This window comes from Synechococcus sp. H55.8 (assembly GCF_047462375.1).
Taxonomy (GTDB): Bacteria; Cyanobacteriota; Cyanobacteriia; order Thermostichales; family Thermostichaceae; genus Thermostichus.
The window spans coordinates 81,765-107,824 of sequence record NZ_JANSJC010000005.1; the positions used below are offsets into that span (position 1 = coordinate 81,765).

A 26,060-nucleotide genomic window follows, 5' to 3' on the forward strand; every position below is an offset into this window, starting at 1 on the left:
TGCGATAAATGTTTACAAGAAGGCCCCCAGTTTTTTCGAGTTTATGTGATTCTACTTTCCAGCTTTCTACATGGAGAAAATTTCCGTATTTATTCGTAGTTAAAGATTATGACATTTTGATTCTCTCAGCCTGGCCAAAATCCAGAATACGAGTAGGAACTGATTTTTCGCTTGTATTGCTTTTGCGGCAGGGCGTATCTGCCGGCAGAGTTTTTGTCTGCCTTGAAGTTGGGGATCCCACCTATGGTGAAACAAATCCGGCTAGATCCTCTATCCCGTGTCTCGGAGGTGGATACCTACAGCAATCTGCTGTCGGCCATTTTGTCGGAGGAGCTCCATGTCTCCAAGGAATGTAACGGCCGCGGCCTCTGCGCCACCTGTCATGTCTACGTCAAGGAGGGCATGGAGAGCCTCACCCCCATCACCCCCCGCGAGGCCAAAACCCTGGAGACGATCACCAGCGCCCGCAGCAATTCCCGCTTGGCCTGTCAGGCACGGGTGGTGGCCGATGGGGTGGTGGTGGAGCTGCCGCCGGGGATGTACGTGAACTCGCTGAAGGATATCGAGGTGCTCATCGGTCGGCGGGCCGAACAAGACTTGCTGCACCCCCGAACAGGGCGCGTTTTGGTGGAGGAGGGCAAGATCATCACCCGTTCCACGATCAAGCAACTGGAAAACGAAGACTTCCGCATCATCGGCAGCACCCTTGCCCAGACCCGCGAGGCCTAAGGGATCCCAACACTCTGCTTGGGTTCCTGCTGTAGTAGATCACGGCTCAGTTTTGTTGAGGAGAAAGCCATGGCCAGCGTTACCACTCGACCGGATCCCCGTCCCGCAGTCACCATGCCGGTGGGCCGCGACAAGCACGCCCACTACAGCTACCGCGATTTCTTCCGCTTTAACCGAGAGCAAGGCACGATCATCGACTGGAACAACACCCAAAACCTGCTGCTCAGCGAAGACTTCATTGTCGGCCTGCAGGCGGGCCTAGAGCGGGAAGTGGGCGATGCCTCTGCGGCGGTGATGTACACCATCGGCAGAGACTGGGGCAGCCGCGATGCCCAGCATTTTTCCCAGTGGTATGAGCGGGAGTACGGAGTTGGGGTCAAGCAGTCCAACCTTCTGTTTTTGCTGGAGACCTGGTGGTGGCCTTTTACGGCGCAAGGGTGGGGCAAGTGGGAGGTGGAAACCGAGTCCAAACAAAAAGGGTTCCTATTCATCAACCTGTTTGACTCGCTGGTGGCCCGCACCTTGGGCGATGTGGGCAAGCCGGTTTGTCACCTCTATGCCGGGCTATTTGCCGGATTTTTCTCTGCTATGACTTCCCGCGAGCTGGCCTGCATCGAGATCCAGTGCTACGCCATGGGGGAGACCTATTGCAAGTTTTTGCTGGGCGGGCAAGAGCGCATCGATGCCGCCAATTTCTGGGTGAGCGAAGGGGCCAGCGCCCGCGAGATCGAGCAGCGTTTGCACCAACTGTGAGGTCTGCCTGTGGCTTTTGCAATCCTTCCCTTGCCACTTTGGAGAAACGCCCATGGTCACCCTCAACCTAGACACCGATCTGGACTTAACCCAGCCGCTGGCGGTGTTTTTACAGGGGTTGAACTGGGATAACCGGCCCTTGGCCAAAGCTCCCTTCGCTCCAGAATCGCTGTCGGACTCCCCCCTGTTCTTGGCCCAGTCGGTAGGGCAGTTTTTTGCCGGCTGCAATTGGTCGGGCGTCCGCCCGCGCCCTGAGCCACCGCCGGAGCTGCCGCCAGAGGATCCCTTTACGCTTGAGGATTTTGCCGCTTTGTTTGGTGGAGCCTTGCTCTAGCCCTGCTTTGCCCCAACTTGGGTTTTGCTTCCTCGAGCCGCTCGATCTTTTGACTCGTTTTGAGACTGGTTTTGAATCGGGTTTTTTAAGGAGACCTCACCCATGAATGACCTTCACTCCTGGCCGGAGCGCATTGCCGATCGAGAAGGGGATTACCTGACGCCCGACGATCTGCAGGATCTCATCCGCTACGCTCTCTCCTTTCAAGAGCGGCTGCATCTCTACCAGGTTTTGCAACAGCAGGAGATGGCATGGATCGAGAAGGTTCTGCAACAGCACGGGTACAGCGGTGAGGCAGAATCCTCTCTCACCCCCACTCAGCGCCTCTTGGCCCGGCAACTGGCCTTCTGCTTGCGCTCCCTGGGCCTGAGCTTGTTGTTGGGGGATCCCTTGCCCCTGCAGCAATGGAGTTGTGGGGCGATGGAACGTCATCTGGGTTTGCCGGAAGCGCTCCAGCAGTTGCAGGCGGTGGTGCAGGGATCCCTGCCGGCGGAGCAGCAGGGTTTGCTTGCCCCCTGCTGGCAAGCGCTACAGGCTGTCTGCACCCCTTCCCCAGAGCGGCTTGAGCCAGAATTTGCTCCTCAAACCGAGACTGCAGCTCCGTCGGAAGAAGCGCTCACCTTGATGCACATGTTCGTCTAAACCAAGGGGGCTTCCTATGAATTCAATGGTGACCGCGCTGATGCAACAAAGTGAGGGCCGCTATCTGCGCCCAGACGAGCTGAAAACCCTACACGCCTATGTGGAAGGGATCCCCAAACGAGTCCGCCTCTATCAAGTCCTGCAGGCCAAAGAGCAAGAGCTGGTGGAGCGGGTGATGGAGAAGTTCCAGCCGATGATGCCGAATTTGCCCCGCCAACATGGGCACCTGGCCTGGGAGCGTTGCCGCCGCGATCTCCTCATGGTGTGGCGCTACTGCTGCCTGGCCATGCTGCTCAACGATGAGGATTACCTGCGGGATAAGTTGCTCTACTGGCTGGAGACGATCCTGAAGTCCTTCAAGATGCGTGACCAGTGCCAGCCTGCCTATAAGTTGATGCTCGACTCCCTCAGCGCTGTCTTCGGCCCCGAAGAGAGCGAGGCCATCCGCCCCTACGTGCTCTTGGCCAAGTCGATGCTGGTCAACTGAAGTCAATGGGCTCTCGATCCATCCACCAATTACTGTATACAGCCCACTCCCTACTCATCCATTCCTTGCCCCTATGGCCAGATGAAGACACTCCCTACTATCCCAGTGCTCCGTGCTGCTTGCCCAAGCGCTCCGCGCCGCTCACGCGACCACCCCCAGCCCCTCTCCCCAGGGGAGCTCGCCCAAGCGCTCCGCGCCGCTCACGCGACCACCCCCAGCCCCTCTCCCCAGGGGAGCTCGCCCTCACCCCCAGCCCCTCTCCCTGAGGGAGAGGGGAGCTGGGATCCAGGCAACCAACTATTTTGTTGCTATTTGAAATGACCGTGAAAGCCTCAGTTGCAGCCGCCCTCAAGTCCGTCCATCTCCCCGAGAGGAAAGCCATGATCACCCTGCAAGAGATCCTGCCCGGCCACTGCTTTAGCCCTGCCTACTACATCCGTCCCGACATCCACAGCGGCCTGCTCTACAGCCGGGGAGGATACCGCCTGGCGGCCTTTCCCATGCCTCTCCTGGAAGCCATCTACGCCGGCTTGCGCTACGAGACCGGGCAAGCCACCCGTGTCATCCTCTACAACTGTGGCCGCGAGTGGGGAGAAGCATTTTTCCGCCGCATCGAAGACGAACTCTCCCGCTACTACCAGCAACCGCTGCAGGAATTGCCGCTGGGGATCTTCCTGGATGCCCTCAGCGAGCTCTGGGCCACCCACGGCTGGGGACGCCTAGAGCTGGATTTTTCCGCTGCTGACCGCGGCTTGGTGGAGGCTAGGATCCGCAACTCCGGCTTTGCCCTGGCTGCTCGTGCCAGCCTCAGCCCAGAGGAGCTGTCTGCGCAGCGGGAGCCTGCCGGCTATCTGGAGGCAGGAATGCTGGCGGGCCTCTTCTCGTTGCTCTCAGGCCGGGATCTGGTCTGTGTGCAGACCACCTGCGAATCTTTGGGGGCCGACCTCAACCGCTTCCTCATCGGCACGGCTCAGCGGCTGCACAATTGCGAAGAATGGGTGCGCAGGGGCCTCTCCCACGAGGAGATTTGGGATCGGCTGGCCGCCGGTTCCTAGCCCTGGCCAGCAGGGTTTTCAAAAGCTGGCTAGGGCAGGTAGGGTTGGAAATCTTGGGTGACCGTCAGGGTCAAGTTGGCGTTGGGATCGATCACCGCCACCTCCGGCGCCGTCACATTGCCGATCACGGCCCCTGCTGCCGCTCCACCTAGCACCTTCTCCGTCGAGATCACCCGGTCGCCGAACAGGCCGCCCAAGATCGCCCCTGCCGCCGCCCCGATCAGGGCATCTTGCACGATCGCTTCCCCAGAAGTGTGGCGGGGATCCTTGCGCAGCGGGATTACCTGGCTTTGGGCGTAGAGAGGATAGGATTGGCCGTTGAAGATCAAGGCCCGCGAGACAAACTGGGTGCCGCCGCTCACCGGCTGGAATTGGCCTTCTAGGATAGCTCCCGCCGGCACGACCATGTTGCCGTAGATATCCCGCAGGGGAGTCTCCAGGCTAAGGCTGACGGCACGGGTTTCGCCAGGGGCAATCAAGAGGGCTTCCGGAGAGCGATGCACGGCTTGGATGAGATCCCCAGAGCGCAACAGCAAGGTGGTTTGCAGTTGAAAGGGCTGGCTTGGCTCATCAGGGGGAAGGGGGTTCACCGGGCGCCATCCCTGGCCGGGGGGCGGTGGCGGCAAGGGATCCCTTTGCGCCAAAACCGGGGTGGCTGCCGGTAGCCAGAGAAAACCGGCAAGTAGAGGAGCCAACAGACGACGGGCTGGGTTGGTCATGGTCTTACCCCCGATCTACCACTTCTACGTTAGCTGTAAGCCGGCCAAAGCTGGGGACAACAGCCCTGTCTGGCCTTCTATCCCCATCAAAGCCAGTTGGATATAGGGTGGCTACTCCAGGCAAGCAGATTCTGCTGCTCTTCAACCCAGATGGAAGTACGGAAAAGCGCCGCGGCTGCCGCCTTGGGATCCCTGCTGTCCATGCTAGATTAGGCCCTAGGTTTCGCAGGGGGCCAAGGTATTTCTGCGCTCCCAGCTCTTCTCTTCCTTGACTCAGGTAGCTATGAAGCGCAGCACATCCATGCCGGGCCAACCTTCTCCCAGTTCAGAAGCTTCTGCTCAACCTGCCCGTTTGCATCAGCAGGACGGAGTTCGTTCCTTTTTTGAGCCTTTGGCCGTTCTTAAGTCTCTTCTCTCGCCGCTGCTGCTGGTGCTCTTGGGCATTGGGCTAGGAGCAGCTCTCATGGGAAGCAACGGAGTATCTGCGCAAACGACGGCAACCCCGCCCCAACTGAACCTGAATTTTATCGCCGAGGTGGCGCAAAAGGTGGGGCCGGCGGTGGTGCGCATCGACTCCGAGCGGACGGTGCGCGTTCCGGGCGCTTTTCCAGAGGAGTTCTTTAGCGATCCCTTCTTCCGGGATTTCTTTGGCCAAGCGATCCCTTCCATCCCCCGCCAACGGCGGCAACAGGGCACTGGCTCCGGCTTTATCATCAGCCCGGACGGCCAGATCATCACCAACGCCCATGTGGTCGAGGGATCCGACAAGGTGACGGTGACGCTCAAGGATACCCGCAGCTTTGACGGCAAAGTAATTGGCACCGATCCGGTGACGGACATTGCGGTGGTGAAGATCGAGGCCCAGAACCTGCCGACGGTGAAGCTGGGCCGCTCCGAACTGCTGGAGCCGGGCCAGTGGGCCATTGCCATCGGCAACCCCCTGGGGCTGGACAACACCGTAACCGCTGGGATCATCAGCGCTTTGGGCCGCTCCAGCGGCGAGATCCGCGTGCCCGACAAGCGGGTGTCTTTTATCCAGACGGATGCGGCCATCAACCCCGGCAACTCAGGCGGCCCCCTGCTCAATGCTCAAGGGGAGGTGATCGGGGTGAACACGGCTATCATCCAAGGGGCGCAAGGGCTGGGCTTTGCCATTCCCATCGAGACAGCCCAGCGGGTGGCCAACCAGTTGATCGCCCGCGGCAAGGTGGATCACCCCTACCTGGGCATCCGTATGCTCACCCTCACCCCCGACCTGAAGGAACGTCTCAACCAGGATCCCAACAGCCGCATTTTCGTGACGGTGGATCAGGGGGTGCTCATCGGCGAGGTGATCCAGGGATCCCCGGCAGAGCGGGCGGGCCTGCGCGCCGGAGACATCATTCTTGCCATCAATGGCCGCGCCGTCACCACCGCCGACCAAGTGCAACAGGAGGTGGAGCGCACCGAGGTGGGCAGCACCCTGGAGCTGGAGATCGAGCGAGCTGGGCGGCGGCAGAAGATCCGGGCCGTCACCGGATCGTTCCCGGCCCCCGGCAGAGGCTAATGGGATGGGGTTGAGGCTCTGGGGCGGGGCAATGCCGGTAGTGCCGCTGTCGCTCTTGCAGTTACGGATCGGGGACAATAATGGTTTAATGGTGGCTTAACAGTCGCAACTTCCTGGCCCAGGCCGGAACACTCTCGGCAGGGCCGCTTGTCTCGAGTTGGGGATCCCTTTTGCCATGCTCAAAACCACTCGTCGCCTGGCTCTGCTGGCCCTCTCGGGGCTGGCCGCCCTTGTTCTTGCCCCTCAAGCGGGCCTTGCCAAACCGATTGTGGTCGGCTCTAAGGACTTCACCGAGCAGTTTATCTTGGGGGAAATGTACGCCTTGGCTCTGGAGGCGGCGGGGTTGGCGGTGGAGCGCAAGCTCAACCTGGGGGGAACGCCGGTGGCCCATGCCGGCCTGCTGAGCGGCGAGATCGATCTCTACCCGGAGTACACTGGCACCGGCCTGCTGACGGTGCTCAAGCTGCCCAGCAGCAGTGACCCGGCCCAGGTATACGCGACGGTGGCCCGCGAGTACGAGCGCCAGTTCCAATTGGTTTGGCTGGATCCGGCCCCCATGAACAACACCCAGGCCCTGGCCATGACCCGCGCCAGAGCGGCGGAGCTGGGCATCACTACCCTCTCAGACATGGTGGCCAGAGCAGGCGAGCTGGTGATGATCGGGCCGCCGGAGTTTCAAGCCCGCGAAGACGGCCTGCCGGGACTGCGAGCGGTCTACGGCAACTTTCGCCTCAAAGCCTACAAGGCGGTGGATCCCGGCCTGCGCTACCAGGGCTTGGTCAATGGGGAGGCGGATGTGGCGGTGGCCTTTGGCACTGACGGGGAAATTGCCGCCTTTGACCTGGTGGTGCTCAAGGACGACAAGCAGCTTTTCCCCCCTTACCAGGTGGCGCCGGTGGTGCGCAAAGATACCCTGGAGGCCAACCCCGGCATCGCCACTGCTTTGAACGCCCTTGCTCCGTTGCTGACGGACGAGGTGATGCAGCGGCTGAACTACGAGGTGAGCGGCAAGCGCAAGGAGCCGGCAGAGGTGGCGAGATCCTTCTTGGTGGAGGCCGGTATTTTGAAGGAATAGCCGTTGCCCGAGGCCCCGGCGTGAGCACCCTTGAATTCGAGCGGGTATCGCTGCGCTTCCCCCACAGTTCCCGTCCGGCTGTGGAGGAGTGCAGTTTTTCTGTGGCCTCAGGCCAGTTGGTGGTCATCCTCGGCCCTTCCGGCTGCGGCAAAACCACCCTTCTGAAGATGGTGAACCGGCTGCTGGAGCCCACCCAAGGACAGATTCGCCTGGATGGGCAGGATATCCGCCACTTTCCGGTGACGGCGCTGCGCCAGCGCATCGGCTATGTCATCCAGCAGGTGGGGTTGTTTCCCCACATGACGGTGGCCCAGAATGTGGCGGTGGTGCCGCGACTTTTGGGCTGGCCAAGGGAGCGCATCCGCGAGCGAGTGGACGAGCTGCTCAGCTTGGTCAACTTGCCCCCCCAAGAATACCGACGTCGCTACCCGGCTCAACTCTCAGGCGGCCAACAGCAGCGGGTGGGGCTGGCGCGGGCGCTGGCCGGGGATCCGGATCTGCTGCTGATGGACGAACCCTTTGGGGCCCTCGACGCCATCACCCGTAGCAAGCTACAAGATGAGATCCTGCGCCTGCAGCGGCAACTGAGAAAGACCATCCTCTTCGTCTCCCACGACGTGGAAGAGGCGCTGCGCCTGGCAGATCGCATCTTGGTGATGCAGCAGGGGCGAGTGGTGCAGTTCGATACTCCCTTTCGACTGCTCACCCAGCCGGCCACCCCCTTTGTCAGAGAGCTATTGGGGGCAGACGACATGGTGCGGCAACTGAGCGTGCTGCGGGTGGAAACGGCGATGGAGCGGATCCCGCACAACCACCAGATCCAGGAGGGGGCGGTGGTAAAGCCCCACGAAACCCTACGGCGGGCCTTGTCGCTGCTGCTGCGCACGGGGGCGGCGGCTCTCACGGTGTGGGAAGACGGGCGGGCTATCGGCATCGTTACCCTGGATCACATCCGCCATCTGGCCATGCTGGAGGGGGGATCCGCATGAGCTACCTTCTCCGCCATCCCGGCTTGGTGTGGCAGCTTACCCAAGAGCACCTAGCAATGGTGGCGACGGCCTTGGGGATTGCGCTGGTGCTGGCGCTGCCGTTGGCTTTGCTGGTTCACCACGTGCGCTGGCTAGCTCTACCGCTGATGGGGATCCTCAGCATCCTGTACACGGTGCCCAGCCTGGCTCTAATCATTTTGTTGATCCCTTGGTTCGGGCTCAATGCCCGCTCGGTGGTGGTGGCGATGGTGCTCTACTCGCAGGTGATCTTGGTGCGCCACCTGTACGTGGGTTTGCAATCAGTGGAGCCGGCTCTTCTGGAGGCAGCCAAGGGTCTGGGGATGAACCTCTGGCAGCGGTGGTGGCAGGTGCAGCTACCCCTGATGCTGCCGGTTGCCCTGGCCGGCTTGCGGCTGGCGGCAATTGTGGCCATTGCCATTGCCACGGTGGGGGCCAAGTTTGGGGCAGGGGGGCTGGGCACCCTGCTTTTTGAGGGCATTGCCCAGGCCGGTCGCTACGACAAAATCTGGGCTGGATCTCTAGCGGTGGGATCCCTGGCCTTGCTGGTGAACACGGCTCTGCTGGGGCTGGAGTGGGCGGCTCGCCGCGGCTGAGGGGATAGGCTTTCATCAGGTCTATCTTCGTTTCTGTGGGACGACGCTGGGTGTAGCATGGCTGAGCAACCAAGGACTCCGTCTCCCTGGCGCGAGCGGGTGAGGGATTGGCCATCCCGCAGCGATGTGGAGCTGATGGAAGCGCTCACAGCAGGGCATTCTGTTGCCCTGGCTGTACTCTACGATCGCTATGCCGGCTTGATCTGTGGGCTGGCCCTTAAGATCCTGGGCCATGCGGCCGAGGCGGAAGATCTGACTCAGGCGGTGTTTGTCGAACTGTGGCACAAGCCCGACTATGATCCGCGGCAGGGATCCGTGAGCAGTTTTTTGTGTGCGTTGACCCGTTCGCGAGCCATTGAGCGTCTGCGCTCCCAGGATAGCCATCAACGTTTTTTGAAACACTGGCAACCCCTGCTCGCCGCCGATGGCAGTGCTCCGATCCCTTTTGAGCAGCTCTCCCTCGAGGAGCGACGGCAAGCGGTGCAGGAGGCCCTCAGCCAACTGCCGGAAAGCCAACGGCAGGTTCTCGAGCTGCTCTACTACCAGGGGTTGAGCCAGGCGGACATTGCCCAACACTGGGGGATCCCGCTGGAGGCGGTTAAAGCCCGCACTCGCCAGGCCCTCTGCAAGTTGCGGGAATCGCTCTCCTTGGAGTTAAGTTCTGGGTCTGAAGCCGCCTCGCCCCCTTCATCAGAAGCACAGGAAGAACTGGCCGGCTATCTGCTGGGGGACTTGTCTCCTGAACAGGCAAGCGCCCTGGAGGCACGCCTAACCCAAGACCCGCGGTTGCTGGCAGAGTTGCAGGCCCTGCAAGAAACCCTGCATCTGCTGCCCTATGGGTTGCCAGGGGTGATTCCGCCGGCCAGCTTGCGGGGCAAGGTGATGGCAGAGGCGGGCATTGAGGAGGCGCTGACCCCTCTTCAGCCGGCACTGTCCTCTCTGGGGTTCGGTCGCCTCACGGCTGAGTGGCGCTGGGTAGGGGGCTTGGCGGCAGGGGCCTTGGCTTTGCTGGTTTTCGACAACTGGCGACTGCGGCAGGCGCTGCAACTGGCCCGGCTAGAATCGGTGCAGACATTGTCCCATCTCTTGCAACAGCCGGGATCCCGTCTGGTGAACTTGCAGGGAGAGGTGGGGTCGGCCAACCTGCTGTTGCGCCCAGGAGAGTGGCAGGAGGTGGTCTTGGCGGCAAGGGATCTGCCCCAACCGGCCCCTGGAGAGCGTTACCACCTCTGGCTCAAGCTGGACGACGGCGAGATCCTCCACTGCGGCACCTTTCAGGTGGATGCCCAGGGATCCGCACTTGTGGCCTTGCGCCCGCCACACCCGCTGCCAGAGGGCGCCCGCCCCCAAGAGGTGCTGGTTACGGCCCAAGCCGCTGCCGTCCCTCGCCAACCCCAGGGTGAGGTTCTCTTGAAAGCCAAGGTGTCTTGGGAAAAGTGAAAGGGAAGATGCGGGGATTGGCTTTGTCGGTGGGGTTGGCCCTGCTGGCTCTGTGGTGGACGGATCCCACCCCAACCACCCTGAGCCGATACACCACTTCCTTGCAGGAGCGCACTCCCTCGCAGCTCCACAACATTCGCCAGGCTGCCCAAAGCCTGGATGGGGTTTACATTCAGCCAAGGGCAGTTTTTTCTTTCAACCAGGTGGTAGGGCCGCGCACCCTCGAGCGGGGCTATCTGCCTGCGCCGGTATTCATGGTGGCCGAAACCCTGGATTCGGTTGGGGGCGGGATCTGTCAAGTCTCCTCCAGCCTATACAACGCTGCTCTGCTGGCGGGGCTGGAAGTGGTGGAAAGGCACCCCCATTACCGCCCCGTGGAGTCGGTGCCCCCCGGCCTGGATGCCACCGTTTGGTACGGCTTGGCCGACCTCAAGCTGCGCAACCCCTTCCCTTGGCCGGTGCGCCTGCACCTTCAGATCCGCGGCCAAAATCTCATCGTGTCGGTGCTGGGACGGGGATCCCGCCACGCCCTCCAGATCTCCCCCATCCGCGTGGAGCAGCAGCGGCTGGATCCCCAGCATTTGCAGGTGAGCGTCTATCGCGGCAACAAGCTCCTCTCCCAGGATCGCTATGTCCTGGATCCCTAGAAAGACCGTCTTAGCCCACCCCTCAGGAGCCCATCCCAGGCCACCTCAACAGCAGCACCGGGATCCTTGTAAAGCTTTATACCCAAAATTCAGCGACAGGGTCGGCGACAACCCTCAAACCCTGATTCTTCCGTTGACCCGGTCGATCCCTTGCTGGGCAAGGGTTTCAGGCCCCTCGGCGACAAAAAGTGAGGGGAAATTGCCGCCCAAAACGAGACCCTGTCGATCTGGGCCCCTGGATTGGGTAAGGGCTATAGTCGGGGAGAGTTGCTTCCTTTCGGGGAAGTGGAATTAATGGAAACAAAACAAATGTGATCCTCTTTCACTTCTAGCCAGCTCCCACCTGGATAGTCGGGGCTGCGGCTGCCGCGGCCTGCTTTTAAGAGCTGGATCCCGGCTTCCACCTGATCAAAGGTGGGGTGGTGGGGCAGCACCAGGGACAAAAATCGGAACATCACCTGTCGCTGCAGGGCTAAGGGGGCGGCCCGCAAGGGATCCCGTCGCAGCCCTGGCAAAGTGGGCTCATACACCTGCGCCCAGAGCTGATCTGCCTGGGCTACCACCAGCTCGTGTTCTGCTTGTAGCAGCGTGGCAGCTCGGTTCAGAGCCACTTCCAGTTGGGGGTTAAAGTGTTGCTTCAGGTAGGGCATCACCTCTAGGCGGAGGCGGTTGCGGCCATGGGCCAGATCTTGGTTGCTGCGATCCGGCCAGACCGGCAACTGGTGCTGCCGGCAAAATTGCTCGGTTTCCCAACGAAAAAGGCCCAGCAGGGGGCGCACCAACCGGGCAGAGGTGGGATCCCGCTCGTCCAGGCGGCGCTGCCAATCTAGGCTGCTCAGCCCGGCGGCTCCTGTCCCCCGCAGCAAATTCCACAACAACGTCTCTGCGCGATCGCTGGCCGTATGCCCCATCACCACGGCGCTGCACTCCCAAATGCGGGCCCATTTGTCCAACTGTTGGTAGCGCCAAGCCCTGGCCCCTGCCTCATCTCGGCGGATGGGATCCGCAGTTGCAACGGCATGGATTAGCCCCTGCTGCTGCAGCCATCGCTGCAAAAAGCGGGCACACTCCGTTTCGTCCGCCGACCAACGGTGATCACAATGCAGGACAAACAGCTTCCAGTCCCAGCGAGGCTGCAGATCCCGCAGGATCTGGAGCAGGCAAAAGGAATCTTGACCGCCGGAAAAAGCCACCAGCAAGCGCTCGCCGGGGTGAAGAAGCTGCCGCTGCCGGATGGCGTGTTGTACCCGCAGGTGAAAAGAAGAGAGCCTGGTCACAGCTTGCTATTGCTCGGGTGCAGCCCAGACCCTGCCCCCCTAAGCAAGAGCCCGAGTCAGGTGAGAGGCCACCGCCTGCACAGCCGCAATGCTGCGCTCGTAGGCCATTCGGGTCGGCCCCAGCAAGGTGACAGTACCCAGAGGAGCCGAGCGGCGGTGGTAAGTGGCAGCGATAACCGTACAGTGGTGCAAAGACTCCAGCGGGTTCTCGCTGCCGATGTAGATGATCACCGGGATATTGCGGTCGGGCTGTCCTGAATCGTTCCCCCTTGAGCCCCCATCGGTCAAATGGAGCCCAATCATTCCCTGGAGTTGCTCCGCCCCTTCCTCGATCAACTGCATCACCGCCTGCACCTGCCGGGCTTGGGAAAACTCCGGTTGACGCATCAGCTCTGTCATGCCGGCACTGAACACCTGCCCGAGAGATGGCCGCAGATAGCGTTGTACCACCGAGCGCAGCAGTTGCTGCAGCCAATGGCTGTAGGCGCGAAACTCTTCATCCAGCTTCAGCCAGCTCAAATCCTGCAACTCGGCAAAAGTCTTGCCCCGCAGCTTCAGGGTGAGGAAGTTGCTGAGCAATCGCAATTCATCTTCCAGATCCTCTTGGCAGTCGCTGGGCCACTCGGGTGGGCTGACCAAGGCCGAATGGGTTTGATAAGAATCGGTAACCACCAACACCATCACCCGCCCTGGCGCCACCGACACCAACTGCACGTGGTGAATGGCCACCACCGGCCCCTGGGGTGGGGTGATCAGAGCAATGCAGCCGCTCAGATGGGCCAAAAGCTGGGCCACCCTCTGGAGAAGACTGTCCAGGTCGTCGCCCAGCTCGCGGCCAAGCTGATCCAGCAACTGCTGCAGAGCAGGATGGGGATCCGGCTGAGGAGCATCGCAGGGGATCCCATCCATGTTGGCAGAGGTCAACAGATCGTTTACATAGACCCGATAGCCAAAGTCGGAAGGAACCCGCCCGGCGGAGGTGTGGGGCTGAAACAGTAACCCAACCTGCTCAAGGGTGGCCAAGTCGTTACGAATGGTGGCCGTGCTCACCCCAAAGTTATAGGACTGAGCCAAGGTTTTGGAACCGACAGGTTCAGCCGTCGCAATGTAGCTGCGCACCGTCGCCCAGAGAATCTTGCGCTGTCTGGGAGTCAGTTCGAGTTTCATAGCTCATCAAAAGAACCTAGTCAATCCATATCAAAGGAAACTGCTAAACAAAGCCGGTAAATTGCTCCAAGATAAATCAACTCAGGGCCGAGATACAAATCTAAACAAACCTTGACGACTACTACACCTATTTATCTATTGTTACTCTTTCAGGAGAGGCTGCCCAGGAAGGAAGATGCAACATCGGGTACCGAGACCGTCAGTGCTGGAGAAGGGCGGGTGGTTCCTCATACAACTTGGGAGCCTCTTGTTGGCCCAGAGGTGGTACAAGTTAAATCAACTCTAGGCTAACGTGGCGCCCTGCCGTCTCTTCTGTATCGTTTTGTATCTTTGAGGTGACCTCATGTACCTGTCTCCCCAGGAGAAAGACAAGTTGTTGATCTACCTGGCGGCCCAGTTGGCTCGGGATCGGCGGCAGCGAGGCCTCAAACTCAACTACCCCGAGGCGGTGGCCTACCTGAGCGCAGCCGTTTTGGAGGGGGCACGGGAAGGGAAAACGGTTGCCCAGTTGATGAGCGAGGGGCTGACCTGGCTGAGCCGAGAGGACGTGATGCCTGGGATCCCGGAGATGATCCCGGAAATTCAAGTGGAGGCCACCTTCCCCGACGGAACCAAGCTGGTGACCCTGCACCACCCCATTCGCTAGCTGCTTTCTAAGGATCCCCCAACGACTCACAGACTTCAGGAGGTTGCCACCATGGCTCGCCAACCCAAAACCCCGCCTGCTGCGGACCCTGCACCGGTTCTGATCCCGGGGGAGCTGCTGCTGGCAGAGGATCCCATCCAAGCCAATGTCGGACGGGCCAGCGTGACCCTGGAGGTGACCAACCGAGGGGATCGGCCCATTCAGGTGGGATCCCATTTTCACTTTTTCGAGGTGAACCGGGCTCTGGTGTTCGATCGCGCCGCCAGCTTTGGCATGCGCCTCAACATTCCTTCCGGCCAAGCGGTGCGCTTTGAGCCGGGGCAAACCCATCGGGTGACGCTGGTGGCTTTGGGAGGCAAGGGGCTGGTGCACGGCTTCAATCGGCTCACAGAAGGTACGGTAAGCTCTGCTGCCCAAAAGCGGCTGGCTCTGGCGCGGTTGCAGGCGTGGCTGGGCTAGGCCTGGACATAACGCCCCCCGAAGTATGCAGCTTTGGGCATCTGGGCTGAGGCTTGGCCATATCCCCACCTCGCCTCAGATCCAGGAGAGTAGGGCTATCCAATTCTTCCGTTTCTAGGAGCCGGCCAATGTCGGAGCGCGAGACCGTCTGGTGGATGTGGGTGCAAGGCTTGGGGCTCAATCTTTCGGGGTTGGCGCTGCTGGCTGCAGCAGGCGCTGCCTTTGGCCCTCTCAGTTGGACAAGTATGACGGTGGCGGTGATGTTGAAGCTCATCGGGGATAGCCAACTGCTGCGGGGCTACTGGCTTTGGCAAAGCCGGCGGCAACAGGTGGGATCCCAGCCCGTCGGCTCGGCAGCAGCGCTCCAAAGTCAAGTTTGAACGGTTACCAAACAGCCTGGTCGTGGATCTTCAGCTCCCCTCTCCCCCTGAGGGAGAGGGGGCGGGGAGCGCTTGGGCCGGCGGCAAAGTGTCTTAACCTTGTTGGAAACGACCGTAAGTGAGTTTGAAACAGCCCAACCCTCACCGCAAGTGGGCCACGGTCGCGCCGGTGCCGCCGTCTTGGGGATCCGCTGGGGCAAACCTCTGGACGCGGGGGTGATTTTGTAAGTAAGCTTGTACGCCGGCCCGCAAGCGCCCGGTGCCGTGGCCGTGGATGATCCAGACAGGGCCGGGGGGAGCTTGGGCAAAGTGCTGTTCCAGAATGGCCTCGGCATCGGCCACGGTTTTCCCCCGCAGATCGAGGGTGTTCTGGCTGGTGCGCAGGTTGAGGGGAGCGGTGGCTGCTGGGGCGGGAGGTGGGGCCTTGGGGCGTTGGCGCTGCTGGGCCTGCTGCTCGTCAATGGGATCCAACTGCTCCCGCGGCACCGTGAATTTGAGGATGCCGCTGCGCACCACATACACATCCCCTGTGACGGCGATCACCTCTCCCGTCTGCCCCAGGCCTCTCAGCCGCACCCGATCCCCCACCTCTGGCACAAACTCCCTATCCGCAGGCGGCGGCGAGGGAGAGTAGCGCTGCTGGATTTGCGCCAGCTCGGCCGTGATGCGCTGGGGATCCTCTCCCTGCTGCAATTTGCGGATGGCGGCGGCCACTTCCTGACGGGCGGCAGCCAACAGGGCTTGCAGACCTTGGTTTTGCTTGTGCTCCAGTTGGGCTTCCCGCTCGGCCATTTGGCGGCTGCGCTGCTGCATTTGCTGATATAAGCTCTCCAGCTCTCGATGCAGGGCTCCCACCTGGGCTGCCCGCGCTTCCAATTGGGCCCGCTGCGCTTCCAGCCCGGCAATCACCTGATCCACCTGGCTTTCTCCCTGCAGGTGCTGCTGGGCCCGTTGCAGGATCTCGGGATCCAGGTGCAGCCGTCGGGCGATGGCCAAGGCATTGGAGCGACCGGGGATCCCCCACAACAGGCGATAGGTGGGGGCCAGGGTGGTCTCGTCAAACTCCACCGAAGCATTTTCAAAGCCGGGATGTTGGTACTTCAGGGCCTTCAGCTCGCCGTAGTGGGTGGTGGCCAAGGTGAGCAACGCCTTTTCCGAGAGATACTCCAACAGCCCAGCCGCCAGGGCGGCGCCTTCTGTGGGATCCGTGCCCGCCCCCACCTCATCCAGCAGGACAAGGGCCGGCGCCGGGTCGGACTGCAGAACCCGCACCATGCGGCTGATGCGGTGGATGTGCCCCGAAAAGGTGGAGAGATTTTGTTGCAGGGATTGCTCGTCGCCGATGTCGGCATAAACGCCATCGAACCAGGGCAGTTGGGGCGGATCCTGAGCCGGCAGGAAGATCCCCGCCTTGGCCATCAGCGCCAACAGCCCCAAGGTTTTCAAGGCAACGGTTTTGCCGCCGGTGTTGGGGCCGGTGATAACCACGACACGAATGGACTCCGAGAGGGTGAAGTCGATGGGGATCACCTCCGCGCCCTGGCCTTCTGCGCGGCACTGCCACAACAGCAGAGGGTGGCGGGCCTGCCGCAGGCGCAGTCCTGCCGAGACAAACTGGGGGCGATGGCCGTCCAGCCAGAGACTGTAGCGGCCACGGGCCAAGGCCACATCCAGCCCCACCATCACCGCCTGCAGATGCTCCAAATCCTCGGCAACAGATCCCACCTGGGCCGAGAGGGCGGCCAAGATCCGCTCTTCCTCTGCCTGAATCTGAGCTTGGGTTTCCCGCAAGCGGTTGCCCAGTTCCACCACCGCATAGGGCTCCACATAGAGGGTGGCCCCGCTGGCAGAGCTGTCGTGCACAATGCCGCGGATGAGATCCCGCTGGGCGGCCTTCACCATCAGCACAAACCGCCCCTGCCGCTGGCCGATCAGGGTATCCTGTAGCGCCTGGGGGTACTGGCTCATCAACTGTTGCAGGCGCTCTTGGATCTGGCTGCGTTGCTGCCGTTGCTGCCGGCGCAGATCGGCAAGGACGGGGCTGGCACTGTCCCGCACCTCCCCCTGCTCCTCCAGACAGCGAAAGATCTCCTGCTCCAGTTCCGGGTAGGTGCGTAGGTCACTCACCCAAGCCTGCAGGCGGGGCAGACAGTCCTGGTCATCGATCAAACGGCGGATGCGGCGGGCGGATCCTAGAGTTGTAGCAACCTGCACCAGCTCTTCCCCGCTCAGGATCCCTCCCCGTTCGGCTCGTTCCAAGGCCGGCAGCAAGTTGTGGATCCCTGCCATGGAAACTCCGCCCGCCTGCGAGCGATCGAGGCGGATCGCCTCTTCAGTCTGCTCAAGATAGGCTTCGCTGTCGGCGCGACTCTGCCAGGGATCCAGCTCCAAGCAGGCGCGGCGGCCCAGCGGCGTGGCGGCAAAGGTGGCCAAGTGCTGACAGAGGCGGGGCCACTCCAGCAGTTCCAAAGTTTCTTGGCGGAGGGAGGAATCAGGCTGAGAAGAGACCGGAAGAGGGCACAAAGGGTTGGCCGTAGGCATTACTGAACCCATTGGCGATTCCAGATCAACGATTCCGGGAAGAACGGAGCTGCAATCGCTTCATCTCTTGCAAAAACTGCCGCTGATAGTTGAGGAAAGCAGTGTGCCACTCGCGGAAGCGACGCTCGCCATCACGCACCAACATCTGCCGATAGTGCTCGGAGTTGAGGCAGGGCTGGGCCGAGTTCATGGGGATCAACAAAAACGCTCTGATCCCATTGTGACAGGCTGCGGGACGCCCTTCACAGCTTCCGTGGGATCCCGCCTCCCTGCTTCTGCCCATGCAGGACGGGAGGATGCCGCCAGCAGCCTGCCATACTGGAAGAGTCACGGCACCTCAGATACTCAGGCCAAACTCGTGCGCAAACGAGTCACCCTAATCTTTCCCCGCCATTTGGTGAATGTCCCCGTCACCTATCGATTGGCCAAAGATTTTGATGTGGCCGCCAATATTGTGCGCGCCAGGGTAGCCCCCAACGAAGTGGGAACCTTGGTGGTGGAGCTCTCAGGGGACATCGACCAGGTGGAGGCTGGATTGGAGTGGGTACAGTCTCTGGGCATTGAGGTGGCCGAACGGGCCGAGGCAATTCAGATCGACCCCGATTTGTGTGTGGACTGCGGCTTGTGTACCGGAGTCTGCCCCACGGAGGCCCTCAGGATTTCCGCTCCCGACTGGAAACTGGAGTTCTCCCGCAACCGCTGTGTCATGTGCGAACAATGCGTTCCCACCTGCCCTGTTGGGGCGATCAGCGCGAGCCTGTGATCAGTTGGCCGAGTTGCCGACTCCCGCAAGCCGACAAATCCCTTTACAATGCTGTTAGATTTGTTTGACACGGTCAAATAGCTGCGGGACGTACTCGACATGGCTTCTACCCCATCGTTGATTTGGGCAACTTATGCCGGTTTGGCAATACTCTATCTGCTGGTGTTGCCGCTGTTGTCTTTGCTGTATGTGGACAAACGCTGGACTTCGGCTGGCGCTTGGGAAAAGGTGCTGATGTTTTTCTTAGTCTTGTTTTTCTTTCCCGGCATGGTGCTGGTGGCTCCCTTCATGACATTTCGACCCAAGCCTCGGTCGCTGTGAGGCCGGCCATTTGTCGATTACCGGGTCATGCGCAGATTGGATGTTCTTGGCGTCGGCCTAGGCCTGCTGTTGGGGGGCGGCGGCCTCTACGGCCTGCTGCTTTGGGCGGGCTTAGACACGGGGGCTGCGCAGCAGATATCCAGCGTGGTGCTTTTGCTGGCGTGCTTGGGCTGGACTTTGGGCTACCTGAGGCGGGTGCTGCGTGGGGAAATGACCTTGAAGGCTCAGTGGGCCAGCTTCGAAACCCAGCAAATCCAAGAGAAGCTCCATTCGCTCTCTGCGGAAGAGTGGCAGGCCCTACAAGCTGAATTGGCAGCCGAGCCAGAAGGGATCCCTGATGGGGTTGAGCAAGACAAAAATTGAGGCCACCGGACAGGCCGCGCCCAAAAGTTCGCTGGTGGGGCTCCGGGGTGGGCGCCCAGAAGGTTGGGTTTCCACAGCAGCACTTGTATATCCGGTTACTATTTGCTCCTCTTGAGAATGCTACATTACGCTCCGTGCGCGATTCTGACGTATGACGGATCAGCGGGTAGAGCAAGCCTTTAACTTTCCTTCTACATTTTCATCCCCTATGAGCAAAGCCATACTGCTGGCTCAGGGCCAAGCCTCACAAGTTCATCTCTGGAAGTTGGGACTGGAGTCGCAGGGACACTCTGTGGTGCTGGTTTCCCCCTGTGAAGCGTTGCTGGAGGTGGCAACCAGTCAGCCTCTGGATCTGGATCTGATGGTGGTGGACATGACGACGGGGCTGTTTAACCCCTATGCCTTTTGCCGAGAGTGCCAAAGCAAGCTGCCCAATATCCCTGTGATCCTGACTCATTATCCCGGTCGCCACATCGAGCCGGCAGAGCGACGCTGGGCAATTTATCAGGGGGCAGCGGATGTAATCCCTGGCTTGGCCGAGGCCGGGGATATTCTCCACTCCCTCGAGCGAGTTTACGAGGCTGCCAGATGGTTCTGGCCTATTGACACGGAGGCACTCTACAGGGCTCTGGAGCAAGCGGGTTTGTGGCCTGGCAAGGTCAGCCGTACATCCTCTTCCTCCACTCAGGCGCATCCTCCCACTGCCTCTTTACAACCCATCACAGCAGAAGAAAAACCAGGGCAAAAAGACTCGACCCCACAGATGAAGTACCGATTGATGTATCGGGGCCGCCCTGTTGGTGGGGCCTTAACTCAGCACCAGGGCTAGGGTGGCGCCCTGGGATCCCGTCTCGATCAACCGCAAGTCACCCCCGTGGGCTTGCAGGATGCGCTTGGCAATGTACAGTCCCAGACCTCCCGATCCGGTTGGGTAGCGCTGGCCGGCGATGTGGATGGGCTGGGCGATGTAGGGCTGGGCCAGCTCTTCCAGGGGAGCCGGCAGGCCAGGGCCATCATCCCGCACCTGGATCTGGCGAGGGCTGACGGTCAGCACCACCGCATGGCGGGCGTAGCGCAAGGCGTTGTCCACGAGATTCACCAGCGCCCGTTCCAGCTCGGCCTCATCGGCGTTGCCCCAGCCCTCTCCTTCCACGCGCAGGTCGATCCCCCGTTCTTGGGCCAGGGATCCCATGCGTTCGGCCACTCTTCTGGCCAAGGATCCCAGATCGCAAAGACGAGGGTGCAGCTCGATCTCGCCCCGCTCCAGGCGGTGGGCCTCCACCATTTTTTGCACCAGCGCCAGGTTGTGTTGGTTCTCCTCCAGGATGCGATCCAGCAGGGCAAGCCGTTCCCGGGGATCCAACTGCTGCTCCTGCTTGAAGGCGCTCAGCAGATGTCCAAAGGCGATGAGGGGAGTTTTCAAGTCATGCACCAAGGTGGCGATGAAGGCCTCCCGCCGCAACTGGTCGATCTGGATCTGGCGCAGCAAATGGGCAAAAGCCTGCCGCAGGATTAGGGCCTCTTGGGGATCCTGGGTACGAAGCAGCAAATTCCAACGGGCCGGCTGGTTGATCAAGGTTTCTAGGTGGGCCAACTCGCGGGCCAGCAAGGTGAGGGGGCGCAGGATCAAAGAAGACAGGACATAGCCCACCACCGCGGATAGTACCGCCAGCAACGGGATCCACAGCAGCAGCAGAATGATCCCTTCGGCACTAAATTGCGTGTCGGGCCAGATCCACTGCACCGACAGGATGAACACCAAGTTGGGGACAAAGGAAAGGCTGGCAATCACCAGCGCCACCTGCGTGCGCAAGCTGTGGGGAAAGCGGCGACGCCAAAACTCAAGGAGGCGGTGTCTCAAGGGGGAATGGAAGAGAGGCTTAACTTGAATTAGGCCAGAGACCAGCAGAGGGGTCAAGAGGGCCGGCGAAAAACAGGGGCACTCCCAACTGAACTGGGATCCCTGACACCCGATCCCTGCCGGGCAAAGAGTTGCGCCAGGCGCTCTGTCCCAGCCTGAATTCAAATCCAGAGCTGATTGGGACGCCTGGAGTGCTGAGAGAAGTCTTCCAGCCCCTAGGGTTATAGTCGTTTCAAACAGGATTGAGACACTTTGTCGCCAACCCAAGCGCTCCGCGCCGCTACCCTCACCCCCAACCCCTCTCCCAGAGGCCCTCACCCCCAACCCCTCTCCCAGAGGGAGAGGGGAGTTAGAACAGCGTTGTGTAGCAACAACGACGTAGAGAAACGTTGCATTGCCATTTGAAATGACTATAAAACCCGGCGGGCCTGGGCATGGGCGCGGCGTCCCCGTCGGGATTGGGATCGCGTGAATAGGCCATGAAAAAACCTCTGGGAGTCTGTCCGTGTTTCGACCCCAGAGGCTTCTTCTCTTCACTCCTCACCACTATTGAGCGTAGCTGCCCGCCGAAAGGTTGTCAAGCATTTTCCCATTGCGGTTGGCGCATGGGAAAGTGCGCCAGGGTGGCGCTGCCGTACAGAACCATCTGCCGGGGCTGTAGGTTCACCCGATCTACCCGCAGCTCCGTACCCCGCAAGGCCAACTGATCCAAGTCCAGAAGCCCATTCAGGTGATCGACCAAGGCCCGGCTCAACGCCAGCTCCGCCTCTGTATCACCCACAAACATCGGATCTGTAAAGCGGATGCGACGCTGCTCCACCACCTCAACCTGGGCGGAAAAACCAACGCGGAGAGACCTGGCCTCTGCTTGCTGTACGTTTGCCTGCAATTCCAGTCGACGCGCCGGAGTGATGGCGATACGAACGTGGTGGAAGGATAGGGATTTGCCATCCTGCCCTACCAAGGCCAGCCTGTTCAGCACAAAAGGCGTGTTGAAGGATTGGGCCAGATCGGCTTCGCTCAGCACCACCCGCATCGTGGCCTGTACCGGCTGGCGCAGCTTGATCTTCCCCTGCCAGATTTGGCTGAAATCAATGGCCACAGCATTGCAAAACAGCTCTAGGGCCGAAAGCCTCAGGCCGTTGTACATCTGCAGGTGCTGGCCCAACAGCTCAAAGCTGTCGATGCGTCCTTGCAACAGCTTGGCGACAGGCTCGACTCGCACACGCGCCTCCAGCCGCTCTACCTGCTTGAAGAGAGCGCGAATGGCTGCGCTCACGCCCCGACTGACCCAGTCAACAGCCATAGGATTCTCAAGGAGCAGTTCCGGCAGGAGTCCTGTAGTCATAGGGCAAGGTGAAGAGCGCCTACAGAGATCATAACCAACCATTAAGAAAAGTTACAAACACCGCCGCGGCTGCTCCTTCAGAGAGAAGTGCGTCCTTCTTGAATGGCCGAGCGGGCCACGGCTGCAATTCCCTGGTCGGTGGCGCGGGGCAGATGAAAGTACCGCCCGCCCGCCAGTTCCGCCAGCTCGGCGCCAAAGCCGGTGGTTACAAAGCGGCTCTGCGAGTCGATGAAAAGCAGCTTCAATCCCAGGGCACGGATGCGCAGGGCGATCTCCCGCAGCTCCTGCTTCAGGTCGATGGGATCGCCTTCGCTGCGTCCCAGGGAGCGGCTGAGGGGGATGTTGCCCCGGCCATCGGTGAGGGCCACCAGCATCACCTGACCCACGTCGCCGCTGGCGCGGGCGTTGACCCCTAGGCGCACCGCTTGGGTGAGGGCATGGGCCAGTGGGGATCCCCCGCCACAGGGCAGGGATTCCAGGCGGCGGCGGGCCAGCTCGATGGAGCGGGTGGGGGGCAGCAGCACTTCGGCAGCCTCGCCACGAAAGGCGATGAGGGCAACCTTGTCGCGGTTTTGGTAGGCCTCGGTCAGCAGGCGCAGGGCGGCGCCTTTGGCCGCTTGCATGCGGTTGAGGGCCATGGAGCCGGAGGCATCCACCACAAAGATCACCAAGGCTCCAGCTTTGCGGGCCAGCTTTTTGGCGCGGATGTCGCCGGGCTCGACGATGACGGCCCGCCCCGGCTGCCGCAGGCGGCGACTTTTCTGGTAGGGGGCAGCAGCCCGCAGGGTGGCATCGACGGCGATGCGGGGGTTGGCGCCCTGGGGCAGAATCGGCTTGATGTAACGGCCCCGGTCGGCGCTGAACACCAGGCTGCGGGATCCCGTTTTTCCCTGCTGGTTCAGAGATTGGGCGAAGGCCAAGAGGCGCGGGTCGAGGGCCACCTGCTCAGGATCGAAGAAAAACTCCTGCGGCAGGCTGAGATTTTCCGGCTGGGGATCCGTTTCCTCCTTGTCCTCACCGGCGTTGTCGGGGTCTGGCGGCGGGGGATCCGGCTGTTGCGATTGGGGTGGCGGCGGGGGTTGCTCGGGGTCGTAGCGGGCGCGGGGCAGCAGCACCAGTTGTACCGCCTGTTGTAGATCTTCGGCTACCAGGCGATCCCGTCCCTCCAGCGCGGCCAGGGCACAGGCGGCCCGCAGGGCAAACTGCTCCCCTCGATGGCCTTGGACGTTGCCGCGGATGGCCTCTTGCACCAGGTAGTGGATCTGTTCCCGCCGCGGTTTAACCTGGGGCAGCCACTCCCGCGCCAGGATAATCTGGGTGCGGATTTCCTCCAGTTCCGCCTGGTGTTCCGCCAGAAAAGGGTCGGGGGCATCGCCGAATTGGTTGGCCCGCTGGGCGATCTCCCGCCGTTCCTCCAGGCTCAGCTCCCGCTCCAGCGGCACCACCATGGCCAGGCGATCCAGCAGGTGGGGGCGCAGGGATCCCTCTTCGGGGTTGTAGGTGGCCACCAAGAGAGGCCGGCAGGGGTGCTGCAGGCTTAGCCCTTCCCGTTCCAGGCGGTTTACCCCCTCCCCTACCACCGTCAGCAGCAGGTTGACGATGGCGTCGTCTAAGAGGTTGATGTCGTCCACATAGAGCACGCCCCGGTGGGCGGCGGCCAAGAGCCCCGGTTGGAAAACCGTTTCCCCCTGCCTCACCGAGGCCTCCACATCCACGGATCCCAAGAGCCGATCCTCCGTCACCCCCAAGGGAATCTGGACAAAGGGAGGGGCCATCACCCGGGTGGGGGGCGTTGTTCCCTGGGGGTAGCGGGCCTTGGCCCAGTCTGACCAGGTCTCGGGCCGCGCCGGGTCGTCGTTGCAATAGGAGCCGGCAATCACCTCGATAGGAGGCAGCAGGGCGTGGATCCCTCGGGCTAAAACCGACTTGGCCGTGCCCCGTGGCCCCACCAGCACCACCCCTCCCAAGCCGGGATCCACCGCCGCCAACAATAGAGCCAGCTTGGCGGTTTGCTGTCCGACCACGGCGGTAAGAGGGAAGGTGCGGGGAGGGGCCAGGGTTGCAGATCCCGAAGGGGACTTAGGGAGGTGGGTCATCGACGGTTAGATCTTGGCGATCTTTTGAGAATCTTCCCAGATCCAGGGCAGATTGAGAGCTGTACACCCCAGTCTATCGTTTTCAAGCGACGCACCGCTTGCGCGACCGAGATTTCTAGGGACGTTCCCAGACCGCTCTGCTCCCTCACCCCCAGCCCCTCTCCCAAAGGGAGAGGGGAGATTGAGATAGCGCTCCGCGCTGCCGGGGCGAACGAGGCAGCAAAGGGTTTCCGGAAAACTGGAGATGTCCCTGTTGAACTGCTGCTGTTTCGTTTTATGGCTGCTCAGGATGGTCGTAGCTTCAGGGGGTGGCGATCATCACATGCTTGGTAATCTGATAGTCGCGCACCGCCTCGGCGGAAAGATCTTTGCCAAATCCCGATTGTTTGAAGCCGCCATGGGGAGCCTCAGAGGCAATGGGAATGTGGTCGTTGATCCAGACGGTGCCCACCTCCAGCTCAGCGGCTAGTTTCATGGCTCGTCCGATGTCTTGAGTCCACACAGAAGCCGCCAACCCGTATAGGACGTCATTGCCCAGGCGTAGCGCCTCCGCTTCTTCGCGGAACGAGCCGAGCGTGAGAACCGGCCCAAAAACCTCACTCTGCACGATCTCCGCTTTTTGATCGACATTGGCAATCACTGTGGGTTCGTAGTAGTAGCCCCGGTCAAACTGGGAAGGGATCCGCCCGCCGGTCAGCACTTTGGCCCCTTCGGCTTTGGCCCGCTCCACAAATCCCATCACCCGCTCCCGCTGGGCTGCCGAGACCAAAGGACCCATCTCCACCCCCGCCTCAAAAGGGGATCCCAGTGTCACTTTGCGCATCGCCTCCACAATGGCCTCCTGCACCTGCGCCAGCTTGCTCTCGTGCACATAGACGCGGGTGGCTGCCGTACAGTCCTGGCCGGTGTTGAACGTGGCGGCGAAGGCGGCCTTGGCGGCCACGCTTTCCACGTCGGCATCTGCAAAAACCAGGAAGGGCGCTTTCCCCCCCAACTCCAAATGCACCCGCTTCAGGGTATTGGCGGCGGTGCGCATCACCTGCTTGCCGGTGGCGGTAGAGCCGGTAAGGCTGACCATGCGCACCTGCGGGTGCTCCACCAAAGCTTGGCCGGTGGCATTGCCCCCGGTAACAATGTTCACAACCCCCGGCGGGATCCCGGCTTCAGCGATCAGTTCCCCCAACATCAGAGTGGTCAGAGGGGTGGTGGGAGCAGGCTTGAGCACCACCGTACAGCCAGCAGCCAGAGCAGGGCCGATCTTCCAGACGGCCATCAGCAGCGGGTAGTTCCAGGGGGTAATTTGCGCGCACACCCCCACCGGCTCTTTGCGAAATAGCGAGGTGTAACCCTTGGCGTATTCTCCGGCGCTGAAGCCATGGATGTCGCGGGCGGCGGCAGCGAAGAAACGCAGATTGTCGACCGCAAACGGCAAATCTCCCCCCAAGCTCACCAGCTCGTAGGGCTTGCCGGTGTTTTCCGACTCTACACGTGCCAATTCGGCGGCGCGAGCTTCGATGAGATCCGCCAATTTCCAGAGGGCCAGGGAGCGCTCGCCAGGCGTGAGTTTCGACCAACGGCCATCGTAAAAGGCCGTCTGGGCAGCCTGCACCGCCCGATCCACATCGGCCGGGCTGGCATCCACCACCTCTGCTAGTTCCTCGCCAGTAGCCGGGTTCTCGATGGTCATCAAGCCCCCCCCTTGGCTATCGACCCATTGGCCGTCGATCCAGAGTTTGTAGGCCATAGCGATGTCCTCAACTGCTTGGTAAGGGTGAAATGGCTTTCCCCATTGTGCCGAATCTTCTTGA

The 26,060-nt window shown here is 61.3% G+C and carries 28 protein-coding genes; 19 read left to right on the forward strand and 9 right to left on the reverse strand.

The window, feature by feature from the left end:
- The first annotated feature begins 243 nt into the window (after window positions 1-243).
- The 6 genes from NW862_RS03785 to NW862_RS03810 all read left to right on the forward strand — a co-directional run bounded on the left by NW862_RS03785 (window position 244) and on the right by NW862_RS03810 (window position 4,000).
- Window positions 244-729, forward strand: coding sequence for a 2Fe-2S iron-sulfur cluster-binding protein (locus tag NW862_RS03785; protein ID WP_414332440.1), 486 nt, complete (start codon window positions 244-246; stop codon window positions 727-729).
- A 69-nt stretch (window positions 730-798) separates the two neighbouring features.
- Complete coding sequence (locus NW862_RS03790) at window positions 799-1,482, forward strand: V4R domain-containing protein (RefSeq protein WP_414332442.1); 684 nt, start codon at window positions 799-801, stop codon at window positions 1,480-1,482.
- A 52-nt stretch (window positions 1,483-1,534) separates the two neighbouring features.
- Entirely contained in the window at window positions 1,535-1,816 is a 282-nt protein-coding gene (locus NW862_RS03795) for a hypothetical protein (protein ID WP_414332444.1), read from the forward strand.
- 102 nt (window positions 1,817-1,918) lie between these two features.
- Window positions 1,919-2,458: a hypothetical protein gene (locus NW862_RS03800; protein ID WP_414426935.1), complete on the forward strand. Its 540-nt coding sequence runs from the start codon at window positions 1,919-1,921 to the stop codon at window positions 2,456-2,458.
- Window positions 2,459-2,474: 16 nt separating this feature from the next.
- Window positions 2,475-2,945, forward strand: coding sequence for a phycobilisome protein (locus NW862_RS03805; RefSeq protein WP_414348786.1), 471 nt, complete (start codon window positions 2,475-2,477; stop codon window positions 2,943-2,945).
- 323 nt (window positions 2,946-3,268) lie between these two features.
- Window positions 3,269-4,000, forward strand: coding sequence for a V4R domain-containing protein (locus tag NW862_RS03810; RefSeq protein ID WP_414426936.1), 732 nt, complete (start codon window positions 3,269-3,271; stop codon window positions 3,998-4,000).
- A gap of 29 nt (window positions 4,001-4,029) precedes the next feature.
- Here the strand turns inward: NW862_RS03810 and NW862_RS03815 are convergent, their stop codons facing one another.
- Window positions 4,030-4,719, reverse strand: a complete 690-nt coding sequence (locus NW862_RS03815; protein ID WP_414334368.1) for a hypothetical protein — start codon at window positions 4,717-4,719, stop codon at window positions 4,030-4,032.
- 301 nt (window positions 4,720-5,020) lie between these two features.
- Between NW862_RS03815 and NW862_RS03820 the strand changes: the two genes are divergently transcribed.
- The 6 genes from NW862_RS03820 to NW862_RS03845 all read left to right on the forward strand — a co-directional run bounded on the left by NW862_RS03820 (window position 5,021) and on the right by NW862_RS03845 (window position 11,030).
- Window positions 5,021-6,265, forward strand: coding sequence for an HhoA/HhoB/HtrA family serine endopeptidase (locus NW862_RS03820; protein WP_414334376.1), 1,245 nt, complete (start codon window positions 5,021-5,023; stop codon window positions 6,263-6,265).
- A 175-nt stretch (window positions 6,266-6,440) separates the two neighbouring features.
- A complete protein-coding gene (locus NW862_RS03825; protein ID WP_414334367.1) occupies window positions 6,441-7,340 on the forward strand; it encodes a glycine betaine ABC transporter substrate-binding protein in 900 nt (299 codons plus the stop codon).
- Between the two features lie 20 nt (window positions 7,341-7,360).
- A complete protein-coding gene (locus tag NW862_RS03830) occupies window positions 7,361-8,329 on the forward strand; it encodes an ABC transporter ATP-binding protein (protein WP_414348773.1) in 969 nt (322 codons plus the stop codon).
- Complete coding sequence (locus tag NW862_RS03835; RefSeq protein WP_414334363.1) at window positions 8,326-8,943, forward strand: ABC transporter permease; 618 nt, start codon at window positions 8,326-8,328, stop codon at window positions 8,941-8,943. Before NW862_RS03830 ends, NW862_RS03835 begins: the two co-directional genes overlap by 4 nt.
- 57 nt (window positions 8,944-9,000) lie before the next feature.
- The gene (locus tag NW862_RS03840; RefSeq protein WP_414334361.1) at window positions 9,001-10,383 is read left to right on the forward strand and encodes a sigma-70 family RNA polymerase sigma factor; all 1,383 of its coding nucleotides are present in this window, start codon (window positions 9,001-9,003) and stop codon (window positions 10,381-10,383) included.
- 8 nt (window positions 10,384-10,391) lie between these two features.
- Entirely contained in the window at window positions 10,392-11,030 is a 639-nt protein-coding gene (locus NW862_RS03845) for a VanW family protein (protein ID WP_414348775.1), read from the forward strand.
- Between the two features lie 251 nt (window positions 11,031-11,281).
- On the opposite strand, the gene tilS is transcribed toward NW862_RS03845, so the two are convergent.
- Both tilS and hrcA read right to left on the reverse strand, forming a co-directional pair.
- Complete coding sequence (gene tilS / locus NW862_RS03850) at window positions 11,282-12,307, reverse strand: tRNA lysidine(34) synthetase TilS (protein WP_414334357.1); 1,026 nt, start codon at window positions 12,305-12,307, stop codon at window positions 11,282-11,284.
- 39 nt (window positions 12,308-12,346) lie between these two features.
- Entirely contained in the window at window positions 12,347-13,474 is a 1,128-nt protein-coding gene (hrcA, locus tag NW862_RS03855) for a heat-inducible transcriptional repressor HrcA (RefSeq protein WP_414348776.1), read from the reverse strand.
- Window positions 13,475-13,817: 343 nt separating this feature from the next.
- Here hrcA and NW862_RS03860 point away from each other — a divergent pair, with 343 nt between their 5' ends.
- The 3 genes from NW862_RS03860 (at window position 13,818) to NW862_RS03870 (ending at window position 14,959) form a co-directional block, all read left to right on the forward strand.
- On the forward strand, window positions 13,818-14,120 hold the full coding sequence (locus NW862_RS03860; RefSeq protein WP_414334353.1) for an urease subunit gamma: 303 nt from the start codon (window positions 13,818-13,820) through the stop codon (window positions 14,118-14,120).
- A 99-nt stretch (window positions 14,121-14,219) separates the two neighbouring features.
- Window positions 14,220-14,579, forward strand: coding sequence for an urease subunit beta (locus tag NW862_RS03865; RefSeq protein WP_414334374.1), 360 nt, complete (start codon window positions 14,220-14,222; stop codon window positions 14,577-14,579).
- Window positions 14,580-14,707: 128 nt separating this feature from the next.
- Window positions 14,708-14,959, forward strand: coding sequence for a hypothetical protein (locus tag NW862_RS03870; protein WP_414334351.1), 252 nt, complete (start codon window positions 14,708-14,710; stop codon window positions 14,957-14,959).
- Window positions 14,960-15,100: 141 nt separating this feature from the next.
- On the opposite strand, the gene NW862_RS03875 is transcribed toward NW862_RS03870, so the two are convergent.
- A complete protein-coding gene (locus NW862_RS03875; RefSeq protein WP_414426937.1) occupies window positions 15,101-17,500 on the reverse strand; it encodes an endonuclease MutS2 in 2,400 nt (799 codons plus the stop codon).
- A gap of 25 nt (window positions 17,501-17,525) precedes the next feature.
- Window positions 17,526-17,702: a hypothetical protein gene (locus NW862_RS03880; protein ID WP_414341549.1), complete on the reverse strand. Its 177-nt coding sequence runs from the start codon at window positions 17,700-17,702 to the stop codon at window positions 17,526-17,528.
- A gap of 156 nt (window positions 17,703-17,858) precedes the next feature.
- Here NW862_RS03880 and NW862_RS03885 point away from each other — a divergent pair, with 156 nt between their 5' ends.
- From NW862_RS03885 to NW862_RS03900, 4 genes are all read left to right on the forward strand, one after another.
- Entirely contained in the window at window positions 17,859-18,263 is a 405-nt protein-coding gene (locus NW862_RS03885; RefSeq protein ID WP_414334372.1) for an NIL domain-containing protein, read from the forward strand.
- A 99-nt stretch (window positions 18,264-18,362) separates the two neighbouring features.
- Entirely contained in the window at window positions 18,363-18,584 is a 222-nt protein-coding gene (gene ndhL / locus NW862_RS03890; RefSeq protein WP_414334345.1) for an NAD(P)H-quinone oxidoreductase subunit L, read from the forward strand.
- Window positions 18,585-18,611: 27 nt separating this feature from the next.
- The gene (locus NW862_RS03895; RefSeq protein ID WP_414348778.1) at window positions 18,612-18,947 is read left to right on the forward strand and encodes a DUF3007 family protein; all 336 of its coding nucleotides are present in this window, start codon (window positions 18,612-18,614) and stop codon (window positions 18,945-18,947) included.
- A gap of 208 nt (window positions 18,948-19,155) precedes the next feature.
- Entirely contained in the window at window positions 19,156-19,776 is a 621-nt protein-coding gene (locus tag NW862_RS03900; protein ID WP_414334341.1) for a response regulator, read from the forward strand.
- Here NW862_RS03900 and NW862_RS03905 read toward each other — a convergent pair.
- From NW862_RS03905 to NW862_RS03920, 4 genes are all read right to left on the reverse strand, one after another.
- Window positions 19,756-20,808: a sensor histidine kinase gene (locus NW862_RS03905; protein ID WP_414334339.1), complete on the reverse strand. Its 1,053-nt coding sequence runs from the start codon at window positions 20,806-20,808 to the stop codon at window positions 19,756-19,758. The genes NW862_RS03900 and NW862_RS03905 overlap by 21 nt on opposite strands.
- Before the next feature lie 577 nt (window positions 20,809-21,385).
- Window positions 21,386-22,114: a DUF2993 domain-containing protein gene (locus NW862_RS03910; protein ID WP_414334337.1), complete on the reverse strand. Its 729-nt coding sequence runs from the start codon at window positions 22,112-22,114 to the stop codon at window positions 21,386-21,388.
- A 119-nt stretch (window positions 22,115-22,233) separates the two neighbouring features.
- Complete coding sequence (gene bchD / locus NW862_RS03915) at window positions 22,234-24,252, reverse strand: magnesium chelatase ATPase subunit D (RefSeq protein WP_414334335.1); 2,019 nt, start codon at window positions 24,250-24,252, stop codon at window positions 22,234-22,236.
- A 301-nt stretch (window positions 24,253-24,553) separates the two neighbouring features.
- Window positions 24,554-25,996, reverse strand: coding sequence for a gamma-aminobutyraldehyde dehydrogenase (locus tag NW862_RS03920; RefSeq protein ID WP_414336129.1), 1,443 nt, complete (start codon window positions 25,994-25,996; stop codon window positions 24,554-24,556).
- Window positions 25,997-26,060: the final 64 nt, after the last annotated feature.

Excerpts from the sequence above, each read along its gene's own strand:
- NW862_RS03860 (WP_414334353.1), top strand. The coding sequence starts at position 13,818 with ATGTACCTGTCTCCCCAGGAGAAAGACAAGTTGTTGATCTACCTGGCG.
- NW862_RS03900 (WP_414334341.1), top strand. The coding sequence starts at position 19,156 with ATGAGCAAAGCCATACTGCTGGCTCAGGGCCAAGCCTCACAAGTTCAT.
- NW862_RS03800 (WP_414426935.1), top strand. The coding sequence starts at position 1,919 with ATGAATGACCTTCACTCCTGGCCGGAGCGCATTGCCGATCGAGAAGGG.
- ndhL (WP_414334345.1), top strand. The coding sequence starts at position 18,363 with ATGGCTTCTACCCCATCGTTGATTTGGGCAACTTATGCCGGTTTGGCA.
- NW862_RS03840 (WP_414334361.1), top strand. The coding sequence starts at position 9,001 with ATGGCTGAGCAACCAAGGACTCCGTCTCCCTGGCGCGAGCGGGTGAGG.
- NW862_RS03785 (WP_414332440.1), top strand. The coding sequence starts at position 244 with ATGGTGAAACAAATCCGGCTAGATCCTCTATCCCGTGTCTCGGAGGTG.
- bchD (WP_414334335.1), bottom strand. The coding sequence starts at position 24,252 with ATGACCCACCTCCCTAAGTCCCCTTCGGGATCTGCAACCCTGGCCCCT.
- hrcA (WP_414348776.1), bottom strand. The coding sequence starts at position 13,474 with ATGAAACTCGAACTGACTCCCAGACAGCGCAAGATTCTCTGGGCGACG.
- NW862_RS03815 (WP_414334368.1), bottom strand. The coding sequence starts at position 4,719 with ATGACCAACCCAGCCCGTCGTCTGTTGGCTCCTCTACTTGCCGGTTTT.
- NW862_RS03920 (WP_414336129.1), bottom strand. The coding sequence starts at position 25,996 with ATGGCCTACAAACTCTGGATCGACGGCCAATGGGTCGATAGCCAAGGG.
- NW862_RS03825 (WP_414334367.1), top strand. The coding sequence starts at position 6,441 with ATGCTCAAAACCACTCGTCGCCTGGCTCTGCTGGCCCTCTCGGGGCTG.
- NW862_RS03870 (WP_414334351.1), top strand. The coding sequence starts at position 14,708 with ATGTCGGAGCGCGAGACCGTCTGGTGGATGTGGGTGCAAGGCTTGGGG.
- NW862_RS03835 (WP_414334363.1), top strand. The coding sequence starts at position 8,326 with ATGAGCTACCTTCTCCGCCATCCCGGCTTGGTGTGGCAGCTTACCCAA.
- NW862_RS03895 (WP_414348778.1), top strand. The coding sequence starts at position 18,612 with ATGCGCAGATTGGATGTTCTTGGCGTCGGCCTAGGCCTGCTGTTGGGG.
- NW862_RS03795 (WP_414332444.1), top strand. The coding sequence starts at position 1,535 with ATGGTCACCCTCAACCTAGACACCGATCTGGACTTAACCCAGCCGCTG.
- NW862_RS03845 (WP_414348775.1), top strand. The coding sequence starts at position 10,392 with ATGCGGGGATTGGCTTTGTCGGTGGGGTTGGCCCTGCTGGCTCTGTGG.
- NW862_RS03820 (WP_414334376.1), top strand. The coding sequence starts at position 5,021 with ATGCCGGGCCAACCTTCTCCCAGTTCAGAAGCTTCTGCTCAACCTGCC.
- NW862_RS03805 (WP_414348786.1), top strand. The coding sequence starts at position 2,475 with ATGAATTCAATGGTGACCGCGCTGATGCAACAAAGTGAGGGCCGCTAT.
- NW862_RS03875 (WP_414426937.1), bottom strand. The coding sequence starts at position 17,500 with ATGCCTACGGCCAACCCTTTGTGCCCTCTTCCGGTCTCTTCTCAGCCT.
- NW862_RS03790 (WP_414332442.1), top strand. The coding sequence starts at position 799 with ATGGCCAGCGTTACCACTCGACCGGATCCCCGTCCCGCAGTCACCATG.
- NW862_RS03910 (WP_414334337.1), bottom strand. The coding sequence starts at position 22,114 with ATGGCTGTTGACTGGGTCAGTCGGGGCGTGAGCGCAGCCATTCGCGCT.